This window comes from Salinimicrobium soli, from assembly GCF_048323655.1.
Classification (GTDB): domain Bacteria; phylum Bacteroidota; class Bacteroidia; order Flavobacteriales; family Flavobacteriaceae; genus Salinimicrobium; species Salinimicrobium soli.
On record NZ_JBLUWW010000003.1, the window covers coordinates 326,245 to 344,865 of the forward strand.

The following is an 18,621-nucleotide window of genomic DNA, read 5'->3' on the forward strand; positions in this document are numbered from 1 at the left end:
AAAATTCTGCTAAGAAAGAGCCTGTGCTCAGCTTAAAAGAGAAGCGTGCTGCCAAAGCCGCCAAAAAGAAAAACAGGACATAATTGGTTCTGCATCCTAAACATCAAAGGCTGTCAAAAGACAGCCTTTTTGTAGGATATTTTGATTGCATCTACTCTTCGTCTGCAACAAATTTGAAGAAACGACTTTCGCCACCATCTGAGGTTTCCTCCTGATAGAGGAACTGAAGGTCATTACTATCAAAGATATCAAAGAATTCGTCCCACGAGATATTCTTGAGATTATCTTCGGCATACCCGGGGAAGTTTATCCGTAATAGCCCACCTCCTTTTTCACTGTTACTGGTGCTTTCAACTACTGCCGGTTTACCATCCCTGGCTTCGACCCACTCCCTAATCTTTTTGTGATCTTTTGTGGTTTTTGAATCTGATTCTGACATTTTCAAATGTTTTTCGTTAGACAACATCCTAAATTCACTTTTTTGAATCAGATATTGAAGGTGTTTAACAGTAAATAAATCAGGCTGTTAATTCTTCGCGAAGAGCATTTGAAGTTCCGCGGAAAATTTAATGTCTTCCTCTGAAGACTCTTAACTTCCAATAGCCTTGCTTGAAATAAATGAAGGCAACAGCGGCTGCGATTATATTGGAAATTGGGAAAGCCCACCAGATACCTTCATAGGTAATGGACGTATTATGAGAAAGTAAAAAAGCAACCGGAAACCGAATGATCCAAAGGTTGAGAATGGAGATCAACATAGAGGCTTTTGTGAACCCGGCTCCGTTGAATACCCCGTTCAATACTTGCTGAACTCCAAGAAATCCGAAACTTGGAGCCATGATCTTGATGAACAAAGAAGCATTTTTAATTACTTCCGGATCATCGGGAATAAAGAAGGTAGTGAGAGGTTCAGCAAAAAAGAACATGAGCAGGCCCAGCCCGGTCAACCCGAAGAAGCCTACCTGGCTGCTGAGATTTGCGACCTTTTCTGCCCGTTTTATTTTAATTGCCCCAATATTTTGTCCCACCAGAGAAGTAGTAGCGATCGCCAGTCCCAGTGCAGGAATAACTATAAAGCTCAGAATGCGGGCTCCAATTCCGTAGGCTGCCACCACATCACTCCCAAAACCTGTTACCAGAACTACCATCATGGTCATTCCCAAAGCCCTGGTGGATTGTTCCAGGCTGGCAGGAATACCCATATTCACAATACGTTTAAGGGTAGAAAAGTGCGGTCTCATTTGATGAAAATGGATCCTGATCCCGCTATTCCCTCTGAAAAGAATGTAAAGGCCAATGGCCGCAGACAATGCCTGCGTCACAATGCTTGCCACGGCAGCGCCTGCCACACCATAGCCGGGAATAGGACCGTAGCCGTAGATAAAGAGGGGGTCCAAAACCAGGTTTAGAAAAACTGTGAAGAGAATGATATAAACGGGAAGCATTACGTTACCGATTCCTCTCATCAGTGATTGAAAGGCAAAGAACATGAACAGGAAAACAAATCCTATTGAGGAAACCCTGAAGTAACTGCTGGAATCCTCCAGCACCTCGGGCCCAGCACCGATTAGTTTCATAAGTGGACCGGCACTGAAATAACTGATGACCGACAGGAAAATTGAAATGAAAAATATCAGGGAAATAGTCTGCGAGGAATTGAAATCTACCTGTTCCTGGTTTTCTGCTCCTTTGTATTGAGAGACCAGAACAGTTCCTGCAAGGGTAAGGCCGGCACCAAGAGACAGAACCAAAAAAAGTAGCGGAAAACTAATACTTACTGCTGCAACGGCATTTGCTCCCAAACGCCCCAACCAGAACGTATCGATCAACTGGTAAGCAGTTTGTAAAATATTTGCGGCTATGATAGGAACTGCAAGGCTTACGAGGGAATTAAAGATCCTGCCTTCAGTGTATTTGTTCTTTGGCTTCATTCCATGCAAAAATAATGTAGTGCAGCAGGAAATACTGTGAAAACTATAATAATTACTGATAGTTTGCGGATAGTTACTCTATCAAAAATACTTTCTCCTTATCGACTGTAAGAAAATTCGGAGTGTTTTCTTGAGCTGTAAGTATTTCAACTCTAGAAAACTCCGTTAATCAGATAACTAAAGCTTTGATTGCTAATGATTTAAAAAATTCGTAAATTTCAGGGTGAGTCTGCAAGAGATTGCGGTATCCTCACAATTAACTGAGTGTAAAACGTTAAATTATGAGCGCTTTAACTAACATATGGAAAAACTATACTCATGAGTTCTCCACTGTACAAAAGGTTATTATTGGAATTGTATTAGGCGTGATCTTTCTTACTGCCATTTATGCAATTGTAATGGTGATCCTTGAGTTTACCCAATAACAGGAGAGGAGCATTTTTTTACCTACTTATCATTGAAAAGGTTCCTTTTTTTGGAGCCCTTCTTACCATTTGTTTACCTTCAGAAGAAGACTTCACGCTGGAGGTACTTCCTTATTTATCAAATTTTTAGTATCTTTAACTACAACCATTTTTTGAAACTTTAGCCAAAAAACCAATAGTTATGGATCCGCGAACCGTTTACAGAATGCTGAAACCGCATCTGGACGAAATGAATCCCTCCGAAAAAAAGGAACTCTCCGAACTAATTACTTCCCTTCCTCCCGAAAAAATCACCTGTCATCATCGTAAGGTATTTTCGTTGAAAAAGGCAAAAGAAAATCTGAAGGTATTTTGCAGGGTTGAAATGGAAAAAGAAAAAGCACAAAGCCAGGTCTGATCCTACATCACTTATTTTCTTGTAAACTTTTGTTAATCGGATTGATAGGAATCTGATGCTTACAATTTTTGCCTTATTTTAAAGAAATCAATGCTTCGAAATGGGCGAAAAGGTTTTATTGGCGGGAGCTGCAGGAGCATTGGGATTTGAGATCCTTAAATTACTTCATGAGCAAAATGGTTAACTTGAACCTGAAATACCTGCCGTGATGTCAAAGTACGATGCAATTATTGTCGGAAGTGGAAGTAACGGAATTTCAGCAGCCATTCGGCTACAGCAAAAAGGTCTCAAAACAGCCATTTTTGAGCAGGCTTCTTCCCCGGGCGGCGCCACACGAACCCAGGAATTAACGCTACCGGGATTTAAACACGATGTAGGTTCTTCTATTTTGCCTCTGGGGCTTGCTTCGCCTTTTCTCCGGAATCTTCCGTTAAAAGATCATGGCCTTGAATGGGTCTATCCTGAAATTGCTTATTCTCATCCCTTTATAGATGGAACGGCCTATGCCTGTTTCAAAGATCTTTATCAAACAGCTGCTCAACTGGGAGAGGATGAAAAGAACTACTTGAAGATCTTTAAGCCGTTGATGGAAGACTGGGAAAAATTGGATCCTGATCTTCTTGCTCCCCTTGGAATTCCACAACACCCTGTTCCTTACCTGAAGTTCGGACTGAAAGCCCTTCCTTCTGCTCACTGGCTGGCTAACAGGTATTTTGAGGATGAGCGCTCAAAAATGTTCTTTTACGGTTCGGCTGCCCATTCCACTATTCCCTTGACCAACCTGGCTTCAGCATCTTTTGGATTGGTGCTTACAGCCACAGCTCATCGTTATAATTGGCCATTTCCAAAAGGGGGAGCGGGAAACTTTACCGGCGCCATGTTAAATTACTACCGTTCTCTGGGCGGTGAATTGCATCTCAATCATCAGGTAAATGACCTTCGGGACCTTCCCAACGCCTTAGCCTATTTATTTGATCTTACTCCCAGGCAACTTCTTAAGATAAACGGCTTGAATTTTAATTCCCTGTACAGAAAACGTATGGAGAATTATAAATATGGTGCAGGAGTTTTTAAAATGGACTGGGCCTTGAGCGAGCCGGTGCCATTTACTAGTGAAAAATGCAGAAGATCAGGAACTGTGCATATAGGTTTTTCGCAAGCTGAATTGGAAAGATCGGAGGATTTGGTTCACAAGGGTTCTGTTTCTGACAGACCTTATGTGCTGATGGCACAACATTCTCCTTTTGATGCAACCCGGGCTCCCGAGGGGAAACACACAGCCTGGGCATACATACATGTTCCGAATGGAGATCCGCGGGATCATACCACCATTTTGGAAGATCAAATTGAAAGGGCAGCTCCCGGTTTTAAGGATACCATTTTAGCGAGGTCAACAAAGACTACCCATCAATTAGAGGAATTCGATCCTAATTTAGTAGGAGGGGATATTAACGGTGGACTCCAGGACATTACACAATTCTTTACCAGGCCTATTATTAAACTTTCTCCTTATTCCACCCCAGATCCAAGAATATACATCTGTTCTTCTTCAACTCCGCCAGGTGGAGGAGTGCATGGAATGAGTGGTTTTCACGCCGCAGAAAAGGTTTTAAAAGATCATTTTAAAGACCTGGTATAAAAAAAGCCGGACTTTTCGGTCCGGCTTTAAATATTTTCTGTAGTTATTTCTACTGATTAGATCCTTCAGCAGGGACAGGGAATCCCCTGTCTCTCATTAAGGCATCAATAGTTGCATCTCTGCCTCTAAACAGTCTGTAGGCTTCAGCAGGATCCATTGCATTACGAGGTGCGAAAAGATATTTCACCAGTTTCCTGGCTACTTCCTTATCATAGAATCCTTCGGGAGCTTCTTTGAAAGCTTCCGAAGCATCTGAGGTTAGCACATCAGCCCATAAATACCCATAATATCCTGTGGCATAACCTTCTCCGGAGAAAACGTGGCCAAAATGTGGGGTACGGTGTCTCATAGGAATTTCCTTCGGCATATTGAGAGATTCAAGAGTTTTCTGCTCAAAATTGCTCATATCGATCTTATCTGGATCGGTAGTATGAAGTTTCATGTCCATTAAAGCGGAAGCCAGATATTCGGTCGTTTGGAATCCCTGATTGAAAGTGGATGCTTTTTTGATCTTTTTAACCAGTTCATCCGGCATAGGTTCTCCTGTTTCGTGGTGTACCAAAAACTGATCTATTACCTCATCTGTTGACAGCCATCTCTCGAGTAATTGAGATTGGAATTCAGTATAATCTCTTACTCCACTGTTCAGGATCGGGTATTTAACTTCCGAAGAGAAGAAGTGCAGTGCGTGCCCAAACTCGTGGAAGAATGTTGTAGCATCATCCCATGAGATGAGTATCGGTTCCCCGGGAGCAGGTTTGATGAAATTGGAGTTGTTGGAAGCAAGTACGGTTTCTTCCTTATCCATCTCGGCATGACTTCTATATTGAGAAGCCCAGGCGCCGGAACGTTTTCCTTTGCGCGCGTATGGATCCAGGTACCATAGACCTATATGTTTATCGGTGTCCTTATCGGTCACTTCCCAAACCTTTACATCAGGGTGATATACCGGCACGGTACCTTCAGGTACAGGAGTGAATTTATAATTGAATAATTCTCCGGCCGTAAAGAAAAGTGCCTGGGTAAGTTTATCTAATTGTAAATACTGCTTGACCACGTCAGACTCCAAATCATACTTTTGTTGACGAACTTTTTCAGCATAATAGCGATAATCCCATGGGGCAATAGTGATATCGGCCCCTTCAGCATCAGCCACAGCCTGCATATCGGCAACTTCTTCTTCTACTCTTGCCAGTGCAGCCGGCCAAACGGCTTCCATAAATTCCATGGCTCGCTCGGGAGTTTTTGCCATTCGGTTTTGAAGCCTCCATTCCGCATAATTATCATAACCTAAAAGTTCAACCCGTTCATCTCGCAGCTCAAGGATCTCTTTGATGATCGCTTTGTTATCATATTCGTCATTATTGTCGCCACGAGAGTAATAGTTGGACCAGACTTTTTCTCTAAGCTCGCGCTCGTCTGAATAGGTAAGGAATGGATCCATAGAAGAACGTGTATTCAACACGGCGTACTCTCCTTCATGACCACGATCTGCAGCTGCCTTGGCAGCGGCTTTTACGTAAGATTCCGGAAGTCCGCTTAATTGATCTTCATTCAAGTATACCACGTAATTTTCCTCTTCTGCCAGTACGTTATTGGAGAATTGGGTATAAAGTCTTGATAGCTGCTTATTGATCTCAGCATAACGCTTTTTAGCTTCAGGACCGAGATCAGCCCCTTCCATGGCAAATTCCTCGTACAGCAATTGAACTGCACGCTGTTGTTGAGGTGGTAAAGGATCTTTTAAGGAGTTTTCATAAACCGCTTTGATCCTTTTGAACAGGTTTTCATTCTGTGAGATCTTGGATGAATATTCCGAGATCTGCGGAGCTAATGCCTGCTGAATTTCTCTAAACTCAGGTGAAGACATATTGCTGCTCCAGATACTGTAGTATGTAAAAGCGCGTTCCAGAGGTTCTCCTGACTTTTCGTAGGCTAAAATGGTATTCTCAAAAGTAGGAGGCTCCGGATTATTGGCGATCTGCTCGATCTCCTCCAGGTGTAAGGCCATACCTTTTTCCATTGCGGGCCTCAGCTCGACCAGATCCATTTCATCAAATGCCGGTACACCGCCGTAAGGCCCTGTCCATTCCTTTAAAAGGTCATTTTCCATAACTTCTGTTTGTACTTGTTGTGAGGCCACGGGTGGCGCCGGTGCCGGAGCAGTGGTTTTCGTTCCCGATCCACACCCGGTTAGGAGCAGCGCAGTTAAGATTCCGCAGCCAATTCCTGTGGTATTGACTAATTTATTTTTCATTTGTAAAAATTTGTCTCAAGATAAGCATAAATGCAAAATTTAAGAACCGGTTTTTATCCCTTTTTTGAGTATCCTGTAATAGAATCACTACTTTTGTTTTACAATTATCGCGTATGGAATTCCTCAAAAAAAACTGGTCGAACATTCTGTTTATCATCTTCATCCTGCTTTTGATCATTCCGCAGACGCGCACTCCAATTCAGGTGCAGTTAAACAGATTAATCGCCTTCGCCCCTTCGGAAATTTCTGAAGAAAAAAGGGAAGTTCTTACTAATTATGATTGGCTGTTACAGGATCTTGAAGGGGAGAGACATACATTCAGATCTTCAGAAGGTAAAGTAGCCGTAATCAACCTGTGGGCTACCTGGTGCCCGCCGTGTATTGCTGAAATGCCTTCTTTTGAGAAATTATATCAGGAATACGGGAATAAAGCCGATTTCTATTTTGTTTCCTCTGAAGAGACAGGAAAACTGAAAAAGTTCCTGGAAAAGAAAAATCTTGATCTTCCGGTCTATCAACCTTTAACTGCGGGGCCGCAACAATTACAGTCCAATAGCCTGCCTACCACTTTTGTAATATCCCCTTCAGGCGAAATTGTGGTGAACAAGACAGGTGCTGCAAATTGGAACGATACTAAATTTAAAGAATTGTTAGATGACCTTGCTAAGGAACAATAAACTAAGCTTCCGTTCTCAGGCTGTTTTCCAGGTCAAGTAATTCTTCTACAAATTCCCGGCTGTTAGAAAGTCTGGGGATCTTATGCTGGCCGCCTAATTTATTCTTTCGTTTAAGCCATTGGTAAAAAGTTCCGGAAGGCATCTCTCTTACCACAGGTGCATCTATAGCGATGTCATTTTTACGCTTCGCGGCATAATCATCATTGAGAATTCCCAGTTCGGTATCCAGGATCTGTAAGAATTCTTTTCCGTTTTTAGGTGACTCTACAAATTCAATAAGCCATTCATGATACCCTTTCTTTTGTCGAGCATAGAAGTATGGTGCAGCGGTAAAGTCCCGTAGAACGGCCCCGGTTTTTTTACAGGCTACAGAAAGGGCTTTTTCAGCATGCTCCACAAAAAGGTCTTCCCCAAAAACATTGATACAGTGTTTGGTTCTTCCGCTTATCACAAAACGGTATGGCCTGGTCTCGGTGAACTTGATGGTATCCCCGATCTTGTAGCGCCACAATCCGGAATTGGTGCTGATGACCATAGAATAGTTCTTTCCAACTTCCACTTCGCTCAGGGAAAGAACCGTAGGATTTTCATTGTAGAATTCTTTTTCAGGAATAAATTCATAATAGATCCCGTAGTTGAGCATTAGCAATAACGACGGATCATTCTTTTTGTCCTGAAGGGCAAAAAATCCTTCGGTGGCATTAAAGATCTCCAGATATCTCAGGCTTTTGTCCCGGTCCAGGCTTTCAAAAAGGGGACGATAGGGATCAAAGGAAACTGATCCGTGAAAGAATACTTCAAGATTTGGCCAGATCTCCTGTATGTATTCGATCTTTTGTTCTTTGATAATATGCTGCAGCAACAGGAGCATCCACATGGGGGAACCTGCAAGACTGGTAACATTTTGCTGAGTAGTGATCTCGGCAATCTTTTTGATCTTTTCTTCCCAGTTGTTCATCATGGTCACTTCCAGGCCGGGAGTACGTCCAAACTGAGCCCAAAAGGGAAGATTTTTCATGACAATGGCCGAAATATTCGCGGTATAAAAACCATTTTTGCTGCTGTCAAAATTATTTTCCTGGCTGCCACCAATAGAAAGGTTCTTTCCTGAAAATAACTGCGCATCGGGGTAGTTATGGATATAGAGCGCCAGCATATCTCGGCCGCCCTGATAATGACACTGCTCCAGACCTTCTGTTGAGACCGGAACTATTTTGCTCTTCGAACCAGTAGTTCCCGAAGATTTGGCGAACCACTTAATAGGAGTAGGCCACAGCATATTCTGCTCTCCTTTTAAGAGCCTGTTAAAGTAGGGGAGAAGATCCTCGTAATCTGCCAGAGGAACCTTTTGCTTGAACTGCTCATAATTACTTATATTCTGGAAATCATGTTCTTTTCCAAAAACAGTATTTTTCGCAGTTTCTAAAAGATTATGCAGCACCTGCTGCTGCGTGTCATGAGGATGGTCAACCGAATGTTCTAAATCTTGCATCCGGCTTTTCATTACCAGATTACCTATGGAATCAATTATCCCCATACAACGCTGCTTTGCTCTTTAATTTCAAAGGAAATTTCGGCAAGAAAACTTCACTTTTTAAGGCCGAAGATAAGCATTAATCGCATTTATGGAACAAGATAGGATCAATTTCCTTGGAATTCCTCGTAGACCGGAAAGGCTAAAATAAAGGTGGTTCCTTCATTAGGACGGCTTTTAACTTCTACCGTAGCACCATGTTCTTCCAGTATGCTCTTCACAGAACTTAAACCGATTCCCATGCCTTCAGGTTTTTGGGTGTAGAAGGACTCAAAAAGGCGATCCAGTTGTTCTTTTTCCATTCCGCAGCCGTTGTCTGTAATGGACAATAAGAAGAAGCCTTTTGATTTTTTAATGCTGATGGAGAGAATTCCTTCATTTGGGATCATCGCCTCGCTGGCATTAACAATGATGTTGAGAAGGGCGATCCTCAATTTTTCTTCATCGGCGTTGATGTAGTAGTGTTTTTTATATTTCTTAATCACTTTAATGCCGGTGAGGTAGATCCTGTCCTGGGCCATTTCGAGGGCTTTGTTGGTGATCTGGGCAAGACAGCATTTTTCTAATACTGCAGGAGAATAATTGGAAGATGTTAAAAGGTCAGTAACCAGTTTATTCAGTGTGGTAGCACTTCTTTTGATGATATTGACATAATTCTCCAGATTTTCTGCGGTAGTATTCTGCAATCGTTTTTCAAGTATGTCAGCAGACATTCCAATGCTGGCCAATGGGTTTCGTAACTCATGTGCCAGGGTACGGGCAACTTCTCCTTTGATAGATAATTTTTCCGCATTGATCAATGCTTGCTGAGTCAGCTTTTGCTCCTGCACATTTCGCAACATGACGATATACTCGTAAACTTTACCATTCTTGTTTCGCTGGAACACTTTTCCCCGGGCATTATAATAATTCCAGGTCTTTTCTTTTCCTCTCAGCCTGAATTCGATCTCTACAATGTCCTTATCGGAAGCCTTCATAAGTTTTTCATGGAACTCAAAAGCTTTTTGCCGGTCCTGTGGATGAATTAGCGGAATAATGTCCAGCAGGTCCATGCCTTCGATCCTATCTGTGGTCATTCCTGGGTCGGAAGTAAAGTCGCGGTTCATATACCTCACCTTTTCATCATACAGGTTGAAGATCATAATGATATCAGGAGAGGTCTGAATAAGTTGCTTTTTAAAGCGAATATTTTCTTTTAGATTTTGAGCCCTGAGCTTTCTTCGGGTGATGTTTTCCAGACTGTTGACCAATAATCCTTTTTGCCTTCTGGTACTTATTTTGAACCAGTTGCTTCTTCCGTTCCTTTCGAAACAAACTTCAAAGTCTCTTGATTCCCCGGTAAGCATGGTTTGTTTAAAGATCTCAAAAGCTCCTGTTTGAGTGGCTTGAGGGTTTAATTTCAGAAAGCTCTTTCCAACCATTTGGTTCACCTTGTAATAGCGGGTAACCTTTTTATTTACCCTCACGTAGGTAAAGTCGATAATATCATAGTTCTCCCCAAAAAGTGGTTGTAGAAGAAATATTCCCTGGCTTACCGAGTTGAAGACCATCTGGAGGAGATCGTGATTTTCTTTCAGCTGTGCTGTTCTTAACTGAACTTTATTTTCCAGCTCTTCATTTGCTTGTTTCAGCTGTTTTTCTGCTTCTTTTCTTTCGGTTATATCAGAACATAATATGGCTACTTTTCTGGATTGTTTGTTTCCGATGGGAAATGCATAAACATCAAAGTAGGTGTGCAGATCCTTTGCAAAACTTTCAAATCTCACCGCTTCTCCGGTCAAGACAACTTTTCCGTAGGTGTCAAACCAGAATTTTTCATGGTCGTGTGAAAATTCTTTCATGGTTTTACCTAATGGATCTGCCAGTCGAACATGTCTTTGAAAAGCTGGATTTATCTCGACGAACAAATAATCTATCGGATTATTTTCAAGGTCAAAGATCATTTCAATAATGGAATATCCCTCGTATAAGGAGTTGACCAGAACACGGTATTTACTAAGGCTTTCCTGAAGGTTTTTTTCAGTTTCAATATTTTCTGCAGTTCCTTTTTTGGAGCCGTTGCGTTTAGACTCATAAGTTCGTCCAAGCATCAGCACATGAGGCTCTTCTCCTTCAAAACCTGCAAACAACCTTACCTGGAACTCAAATTTTTTCCAGTACCCAAAAGGAGATCGCACTCTAATGCGGATCATGTTTTCTTCTTCAGGTTTTAAAGAAGCAGAAGAAAGGACTAAATGAGAAAAAAGAGAAAAATCTTCCGGATGAATAATATGTTCAAAAAAGCTTAACCGGTCTTCCGGATCTTTGAGAAATGTTTTGAAATATTGGGAAGATTTGAAATTTACGGCTTTTAACTCCAGGTCTTCAGTGGAGGAGATGAACAATAAGAATTCCTGGTTTTCAAGTCCATTGTTTCCATTGAAAAGACTGTGAGAAATTCCCAGGAGTTGGTCGTCCAATATAAAATTGCCTTTTTTCATTCCCTACATTGATTGAAGAATCCGCTACCAACTGGCTGTTTTTCAGTCTTGCTGTTCACGATAGATTCCAAAGGGGGGCATTTATTAAGTTAAATTTAATATAATTATTGGGATATGCAATACCCACTGAATCAATATTTTAAAATTTTTTAATTTTTCCCGGCGGAAGGCTTGATAGTACGGGATTTCTTGAAAAATTAAAATTTGAGATATTTATAATATACCCTAAAAGTTTAAAAAATAATCATTATTACGTCAAAATATGTGATAATAATATGTTTTTTGCCTGAAACTATTGAAATAAATTTAACGTATTACCTGCGCGGAATTTGATGTTTACGGAAATATCCTGATAAGGAATTTAATATATTCTCTCACTTTAAATGTGAGCGTCTGTATATCAATACATTAACATGAAATTAGGTAAGAGAGTGTTAAAGAAAAATGAGGAATTTTCGAAATGAAATTCCTTTAAATCAACATTTTCCTTATCACAGCAAGTCAGGGAGCCGTTTATTTACACTCAAAAAGGGGATTTTTGAGAATTATTTTCTTTTTTTCTTATTATAATTTTTGTCCCCACGGGTTTTGGGCTTTTTATACTTTTTGCTAATCTCCCGTCGGTAAGATCCTCCAAGGTTGACCTTCTTGTTCTTGTCCTTTTTTTCATGGAAAGCTGGTCCCGGTTTGTCTTCATCACTCACCTTGTTCGGATTGTAGATTTCAGCATCGCGAGGTTGTTCTTCGGGAATGAGTTCTTTGGAGATCGAAACGGTATCCGGAATCTCTAAAAGATCGATCTTCATGTCCATTAAATCCTCAATTTTCTCCAGATCTTCCTTTTCCGAAGGTGTGGAAAAAAGAATAGACTGGCCTTCCTTTTCGGCACGCCCGGTACGGCCAATGCGATGAATGTAATTTTCGGGATATGCAGGAGTGTCAAAGTTGATTACATGGCTCACGTGCTCAATGTCCAGCCCACGGGCCATTACATCTGTAGCGACTAAAATTCGGCAAAAACCATCTCCAAACTGCCTGATACTGCGTAACCTGTAGTTCTGTGTTTTATTGGAATGGATCACCGTACATTCTTCAGGAAAATGCGGACTGAGATTTTCAAAAAGGCGGTCAGCAATTCTTTTATTTCCGGCAAAGATCAGGACCTTATGAAATTTTTCTTTGTCCTGTAACAGCTCTTTCAGCAAATTTACTTTGGTGTAGAAGTTAGGCACTTCATAACGCTCCTGATGGATATTGGCAAGGGGAGCACCACTGGCTGCCACAGATATTTTCTCGGGATTTTTAAAGTAGGCTGCTATCAATTTTTCCACATCCTGGGTCATGGTGGCAGAGAACATAATATTTTGCCGCTGTGCAGGAAGAAGTTCCAGAATATTGTTGATCTGAAATCTGAATCCCAGATCCAGCATAACATCCACTTCATCAATCACCAGTTTTTGAACAGATTTGAGCTGCAGGTCCCGGTTAATAGCCAGATCATACAGTCTTCCCGGCGTGGCTACAATGATGTCCTGCCCCTGTGCGACCAGTTGCCGTTGCGTATTAATATTGGTGCCTCCATAAATTCCGGCGATTCGAACGTTCATGTAAGCTGTTAATTTTTCCAGCTCTTCAACTACCTGCACTACCAGTTCCCTGGTGGGAACCATAATGAGAATTCGCGGATTCTTCTGTTCAGAGAATTTTAGAGATCGCAACAGTGGTAACAGGTAAGCAATGGTTTTTCCGGTTCCTGTCTGGGCGATCCCTACCATGTCCCTTCCTGAGAGAATCACCGGGAAACTCTGTTCCTGCACAGGTGTAGGGCTGCTTAGGCCCATATCTGTCAATGCGTTAAGTAAGGGGGTAGTTAATTTTAATTCCTGAAAATCCACAGCTTATATTTTAGGCGGCAAAGGTACGGTTTATTGCTTAGTAGCAAATTACTATTCTAAGCAGGAAAATTGGTCCGTTTTAATACTGATTTTTCTTCCTTTTCAATTTCGTATTTTTGGCCAAAAGTTACGCGATGAAGAAGATCCTGGCCTTTTGCGGCTCCAACAGTCCTACCTCAATCAATCATCAGTTATTGTTGAACATAACCGGTCGTATTACTGAGCATCCGGTTGAAATTATTGAGGTGAGGGAGTTGTCAATTCCCATGTTCAGTATTGTTAAGGAAAAGGAAGGCTTTCCTCAGGATGTCAAATTTCTTTACGACAAGATCAGGGAGTTTCCGGCTCTGATCATTGCTGTCAATGAATACAATGCAAATGTTTCCGGACATTTTAAAAATGTGCTGGACTGGCTTTCACGGGTGGACAGGAAATTCTTTGAAGGTAAAAAGATCCTGTTAGCGAGTACTTCTCCGGGGAAAAGAGGCGGGGCTTCTGCGCTGGATTATTGCAAAAGACAGTTTCCGCGTTTTGGAGGAGAGGTTGTAGAAAGTTTTAGTCTGCCGCAGTTCTACGAGAATTTCGATACTGAAAAAGGCAGGATCATCAATGAAATTTTTGAAATGGGAGTTGTGGAAGTAGTTACCTCTTTTTCCCAGCAAATCAAGGAATAAGTGCGGACAATTAAAAAATTGCAGGTTGGGAATATTCCAGCCTTGAAGACCAGTTTGCTGAAATGGGCGCAGCAGTACACAGAGGTGGTGTGGCTGGATAGCAATAATTACCATCAAAAACACTCCATTTATGATGCAGTATTGGCTGTTGATGCCTTTACGGCTATAGAAACTTCTGCGAAAGGAGCTTTTGACCGGTTACAGGAGTATCAGCAGGTAACCCGGGATTGGTTGTTCGGGTATCTTTCCTATGACCTTAAAAATGATACTGAAGACCTGCATTCTGAAAATTTTGACGGACTCAAATTTCCGGATCTCTATTTCTTTCAGCCAAAAAAAATGTTCCTTCTGAAAGATGATCAACTTGAGTTACAATACCTTCGGATGGTGGATGATGAAATGGACGAAGATTTGGAGGCAATATTTAATCCTTCCGAAGAAGATCGAAAAAAGCCATTTTTGACACCTGTTGAAATTCAGTCCCGAATTCCGAAGGAAAAATACCTGGAAAAGGTGACTGAAATGTTGGGTCATATCCAACGCGGAGATATCTACGAGGCCAACTTTTGCCAGGAATTCTTTTCAGAAAATGCCGTTATTGATCCGCTTCGAGTATATGAGCATCTAAATGCTATTTCCCGCCCGCCTTTTGCCGGTTTTTTAAAGCTTTCAGGTAAATACCTGCTTTCGGCCTCTCCAGAAAGATACCTTCAAAAAAAGGGATCTACACTTATCTCTCAACCTATCAAGGGTACGGCTCCCCGCGGTGTCGACCCCGATGATGATCAAAAACGGATCAATGATCTTCAGAATGATCCTAAAGAACGTTCAGAAAACGTAATGATCGTAGACCTCGTTCGCAATGATCTTTCAAAAACGGCAAAAAAAGGTTCGGTTAAAGTGGAAGAACTTTGCAGGGTCTATTCTTTTGAACAGGTACATCAAATGATCTCTACGGTGACCTCTCAACTCGCTGAGGGAATTCCGGTGGTTGAGGTCTTAAAAACCACTTTTCCAATGGGAAGTATGACCGGCGCTCCAAAGATCTCGGCCATGCAGATCATTGAAGAGCTGGAGGAGACCCGCCGCGGACTTTACAGCGGGGCGGTAGGATATTTTACTCCCGAAGATGATTTTGACTTTAACGTTGTAATAAGGAGCATTCTCTACAATGAAAAAGAAAAGTACGTTTCCTTTTCTGTTGGCGGCGCCATCACCTCTAAATCCCTGCCCGAGAACGAATATTTAGAATGCCTTGTAAAGGCGCGCGCTCTTAAACAGGTTCTGGAGCAGGAGCAGTAGCAGTAGTAGATCAGCTGTGATCCCTCCCACAAGCTACCCCTAAAAAGGCCTTTTTCAGAGGCTTTTTTGGTATATTTGAAAAATATGTTGCTACCGTTTAAAAACCACCTGCAGGAGCAGTTTCCAAAGGTCCTCACTTCGAAAGTCCTCATAGCTGTTAGCGGGGGAGTAGACAGTGTTGTGCTTACCCATCTTTGCAAAGAGGCAAATATGGATATTTCTCTTGCTCACTGTAATTTCAATCTCAGGGGAGACGAAAGCAATGCCGATGAAAATTTTGTGTTGAGCCTTGGAGATGCCCTTGATACGGAAGTTTTTATTGAAAGTTTTGAAACCGAAGCTTACGCCAAAGAAAAAAAGATTTCTATTCAAATGGCTGCCCGTGAACTTCGGTATCACTGGTTTGAAGAGCTGCGGGATACCTTGCAGTTCGATTATGTGCTAACGGCTCACCACGCCAATGACAATCTTGAAACCGTCCTGATCAACTTCGTGAGGGGTACAGGGCTCGAAGGACTTACCGGAATACCCGCCTCCAATGGTTTTGTTATTAGGCCATTGTTGCCTTTCACGCGGATTGAAATTGAAGATTTCGCCCGTAATTCCCACATTAAGTGGCGTGAAGACAGTAGTAACGCCTCCAACAAATATTTCAGAAATAAGATTAGGAATGAAGTGATCCCGTTGCTGCAGGAGCTCAATCCGCAACTGCTGGAAAGCTTTGACAATACCCGAAAACACCTGGAACAAAGTTCTGTGTTGATAGATGACTATATCTCAGCGATTTTTCCGAGGATAGCACGGGAGGAAGAATTTGGTTACCGGTTCCCCATAAAAATGCTGAAGACCATACCCAATCTGAAAGCCGTTATGTTCGAACTTTTTAAATCCTTCGGATTTACTGAATGGGAGGACGTTTATGGCCTTTTGGATACTCAGCCCGGTAAAATAGTCTATTCCAAAACTCATCGGCTTATCAGGGATCGTGAAGATCTCCTCCTCACCACTATTCCTTCTGATATCGATAAGAAATTCGGAATTTCCCAGGAGGAAGAGGTAGTAATGCTGCCTATGGGTACTTTTCACATTGAAGAGGTTTCCCAAATAACAGAAACCGCTAAAAATTCCGTTTTTGTTGATCAAGAGAAGCTGCATTTTCCATTGGAAGTCCGCAAGTGGGAAAAGGGAGACCACTTTTATCCCTTCGGAATGAAAGGAAAAAAGAAGCTGAGTAAGTTTTTTAAAGATGAGAAGTTATCTTTGCCTGAGAAAGAGAATTGCTGGCTTCTGCTCTCAGGCGGCGATATAGTTTGGGTCATTGGATACAGACCTGATGCCCGTTTCGCCGTAACAGACGACAGCAAAAGTATTTTAAGAATAACCTACACCCCATGAAAAAACAGTTATTTATATACCTTTTTTTAATACTTGGTTTTTCGGCTACCGCCCAGATTTTTGATAATCAGTCCACAGATATTCAGCAACCTATCACCTGGGAAGCTTCTGTGGAAAAGGAAAACGATTCCATTTACAACTTAACTTTTAAGGCAGAGCTTGAAGAGGGTTGGCATTTGTATTCACAGGAAGAAGTGGAAGAAGGAGGCCCTTTGCCGACTGAATTTAGCTTTAATGCTTCGGAAGCCGGTTATGAACTTTTGGGTGAAACCACCGAACCGGATGGAACAGATCTTTTCGATCCTGTTTTTGAAATGGATATCAAATATTTTGAGGAGCAGGCTGTATTTGTTCAGAAAATAAAAGTTCCTGCAGGAACCAACCCTGAAGTGAAGGCCGAAGTTTTCTTTATGGTCTGTGATGATGAGCAGTGCCTGGCTCCTGAAACCGTTCCGTTCACCCTTTCACTTTCCTCCGGAAAAGTAGAAACAGGATTTACAGATGTAGAAACTTCAGATGAAGACCAGGTAAAAACTGAAGCTTTAAGTCTAGGTTTGGAGAATCTGGATAAAGGAAAAATAGAAGAGAGAGAGGAAAGTGGCTATTTGAGCCTGTTCTTTTTAGGATTCATCGGCGGGCTTATAGCGCTATTGACACCTTGTGTGTTTCCAATGATCCCACTAACAGTTTCCTTCTTTACCAAAGGAGCAAGGACTAAAAAGCGAGGTTTGGTAAACGCCATTATGTACGGCTTTTTTATATTCCTCATATACCTTTTATTAAGTCTACCATTCCACTTGCTGGACTCGGTTAATCCTGAAATTCTGAATAATATTTCAACCAATGTTACGCTGAATATTGTCTTTTTTATAATCTTCATCATCTTCGCTTTTTCCTTCTTCGGGTACTACGAGATCACTTTACCGAGTTCCTGGAGCAATAAAATGGATGATAAAGCCTCGAGTTTTGGTGGGGTGATAGGAGTCTTTTTTATGGCGCTTACTCTGGCGCTGGTTTCATTTTCCTGTACCGGACCAATTTTAGGATCGCTGCTGGGAAGTTCTCTTACTACTGACGGAGGCGCTACTCAATTATCCTTCGGAATGGGTGGCTTCGGATTAGCACTGGCATTACCGTTCGCACTGTTTGCCTTATTCCCAAACTGGCTTAATTCTCTTCCGAAGAGTGGTGGATGGCTAAATTCGGTGAAAGTAGTTTTAGGATTCATTGAACTTGCCCTGGCCTTCAAATTCCTTTCCAATGCTGATCTGGTTGAACATTGGGGTCTTCTAAAAAGGGAAATTTTTATAGGTATTTGGATAGTAATAGGTATTGGATTAATGCTTTATCTATTCGGAGTTTTGCGTTTTCCGCATGACGGACCCAAAACAAAACTGAGTAAATGGCGTCTCCTGTTGGGATTGGTTACCGTTGCTTTTGTGGCGTACCTGGTTCCCGGACTTTCCAATACCCGTTACGCTAATCTTAAACTGATCAGCGGATTTCCACCACCGTTATTTTACAGTATTTATCCGAAGGAAACAGAGGCTCCGCTTGGATTAAAAGCCTACAAGGATTTTGAAGAAGGTCTTGCGGTAGCAAAAGCCGAGAACAAACCTATTCTGATTGATTTCACCGGGCTGGCCTGTGTCAATTGCCGAAAAATGGAGGAACAGGTGTGGAGTGATCCCGATGTCTTCGATGTAATGAAAGATGAATTCGTTCTCATTTCCCTTTACGTGGATGATCGCGAAGAATTACCTGAAGAAGATCAATTTAACTATCTAAAACCTACTGGAGGGGTAAAGAAAATCAGAACGGTAGGGGATAAATGGGCTACTTTCCAGACTCTCAATTTCAGGAATAATTCCCAGCCATTTTACGTAATGCTCGATACTGATATGAATCTTCTTAATGAGACAACAGGTTATACTCCTGATGCTGAGGAGTTTTTAGCCTGGCTCAACCGGGGTGTGGAGAAGTTTAAGGAGTAACCATGGATAAGAATGTTCAGC

14 protein-coding genes are annotated in these 18,621 nt (G+C 41.8%); 8 read left to right on the plus strand and 6 right to left on the minus strand.

The genetic code is table 11. The features are described 5' to 3' along the window. Nucleotides 1-151: 151 nt before the first annotated feature. Both ACNORC_RS10975 and ACNORC_RS10980 read right to left on the minus strand, forming a co-directional pair. A complete protein-coding gene (locus ACNORC_RS10975; protein ID WP_418335685.1) occupies nucleotides 152-439 on the minus strand; it encodes a hypothetical protein in 288 nt (95 codons plus the stop codon). Between the two features lie 127 nt (nucleotides 440-566). After that, nucleotides 567-1,931, minus strand: a complete 1,365-nt coding sequence (locus ACNORC_RS10980; RefSeq protein WP_418335686.1) for an MATE family efflux transporter — start codon at nucleotides 1,929-1,931, stop codon at nucleotides 567-569. Nucleotides 1,932-2,212: 281 nt separating this feature from the next. Between ACNORC_RS10980 and ACNORC_RS10985 the strand changes: the two genes are divergently transcribed. The 3 genes from ACNORC_RS10985 (at nucleotide 2,213) to ACNORC_RS10995 (ending at nucleotide 4,392) form a co-directional block, all read left to right on the plus strand. Then, nucleotides 2,213-2,356: a hypothetical protein gene (locus ACNORC_RS10985; RefSeq protein WP_418335687.1), complete on the plus strand. Its 144-nt coding sequence runs from the start codon at nucleotides 2,213-2,215 to the stop codon at nucleotides 2,354-2,356. A 181-nt stretch (nucleotides 2,357-2,537) separates the two neighbouring features. After that, entirely contained in the window at nucleotides 2,538-2,753 is a 216-nt protein-coding gene (locus tag ACNORC_RS10990) for a hypothetical protein (RefSeq protein ID WP_418335688.1), read from the plus strand. A 208-nt stretch (nucleotides 2,754-2,961) separates the two neighbouring features. Beyond that, nucleotides 2,962-4,392: a phytoene desaturase family protein gene (locus ACNORC_RS10995; protein WP_418335689.1), complete on the plus strand. Its 1,431-nt coding sequence runs from the start codon at nucleotides 2,962-2,964 to the stop codon at nucleotides 4,390-4,392. 49 nt (nucleotides 4,393-4,441) lie between these two features. Here ACNORC_RS10995 and ACNORC_RS11000 read toward each other — a convergent pair whose 3' ends face one another. Next, nucleotides 4,442-6,649, minus strand: coding sequence for a M3 family metallopeptidase (locus tag ACNORC_RS11000; protein ID WP_418335690.1), 2,208 nt, complete (start codon nucleotides 6,647-6,649; stop codon nucleotides 4,442-4,444). Nucleotides 6,650-6,762: 113 nt separating this feature from the next. Here ACNORC_RS11000 and ACNORC_RS11005 point away from each other — a divergent pair, with 113 nt between their 5' ends. Further along, nucleotides 6,763-7,326, plus strand: coding sequence for a TlpA family protein disulfide reductase (locus ACNORC_RS11005; RefSeq protein WP_418335691.1), 564 nt, complete (start codon nucleotides 6,763-6,765; stop codon nucleotides 7,324-7,326). 1 nt (nucleotide 7,327) lies between these two features. Here ACNORC_RS11005 and ACNORC_RS11010 read toward each other — a convergent pair whose 3' ends face one another. From ACNORC_RS11010 to ACNORC_RS11020, 3 genes are all read right to left on the minus strand, one after another. Further along, nucleotides 7,328-8,863, minus strand: coding sequence for a GH3 auxin-responsive promoter family protein (locus tag ACNORC_RS11010; protein ID WP_418335692.1), 1,536 nt, complete (start codon nucleotides 8,861-8,863; stop codon nucleotides 7,328-7,330). A 104-nt stretch (nucleotides 8,864-8,967) separates the two neighbouring features. Beyond that, nucleotides 8,968-11,340 carry an ATP-binding protein gene (locus ACNORC_RS11015; RefSeq protein WP_418335693.1) on the minus strand — a complete coding sequence of 791 codons (2,373 nt, stop codon included), beginning with the start codon at nucleotides 11,338-11,340 and terminating at the stop codon, nucleotides 8,968-8,970. A gap of 545 nt (nucleotides 11,341-11,885) precedes the next feature. Further along, on the minus strand, nucleotides 11,886-13,235 hold the full coding sequence (locus ACNORC_RS11020) for a DEAD/DEAH box helicase (protein ID WP_418335694.1): 1,350 nt from the start codon (nucleotides 13,233-13,235) through the stop codon (nucleotides 11,886-11,888). 134 nt (nucleotides 13,236-13,369) lie between these two features. Between ACNORC_RS11020 and ACNORC_RS11025 the strand changes: the two genes are divergently transcribed. The 4 genes from ACNORC_RS11025 (at nucleotide 13,370) to ACNORC_RS11040 (ending at nucleotide 18,600) form a co-directional block, all read left to right on the plus strand. After that, nucleotides 13,370-13,909: an NADPH-dependent FMN reductase gene (locus ACNORC_RS11025; RefSeq protein ID WP_418335695.1), complete on the plus strand. Its 540-nt coding sequence runs from the start codon at nucleotides 13,370-13,372 to the stop codon at nucleotides 13,907-13,909. Further along, nucleotides 13,910-15,211, plus strand: coding sequence for an anthranilate synthase component I family protein (locus ACNORC_RS11030; protein WP_418335696.1), 1,302 nt, complete (start codon nucleotides 13,910-13,912; stop codon nucleotides 15,209-15,211). A gap of 84 nt (nucleotides 15,212-15,295) precedes the next feature. Continuing rightward, the gene (gene tilS / locus ACNORC_RS11035; RefSeq protein WP_418335697.1) at nucleotides 15,296-16,606 is read left to right on the plus strand and encodes a tRNA lysidine(34) synthetase TilS; all 1,311 of its coding nucleotides are present in this window, start codon (nucleotides 15,296-15,298) and stop codon (nucleotides 16,604-16,606) included. After that, nucleotides 16,603-18,600, plus strand: a complete 1,998-nt coding sequence (locus tag ACNORC_RS11040; RefSeq protein WP_418335698.1) for a protein-disulfide reductase DsbD family protein — start codon at nucleotides 16,603-16,605, stop codon at nucleotides 18,598-18,600. Before tilS ends, ACNORC_RS11040 begins: the two co-directional genes overlap by 4 nt. Nucleotides 18,601-18,621 lie beyond the last annotated feature (21 nt).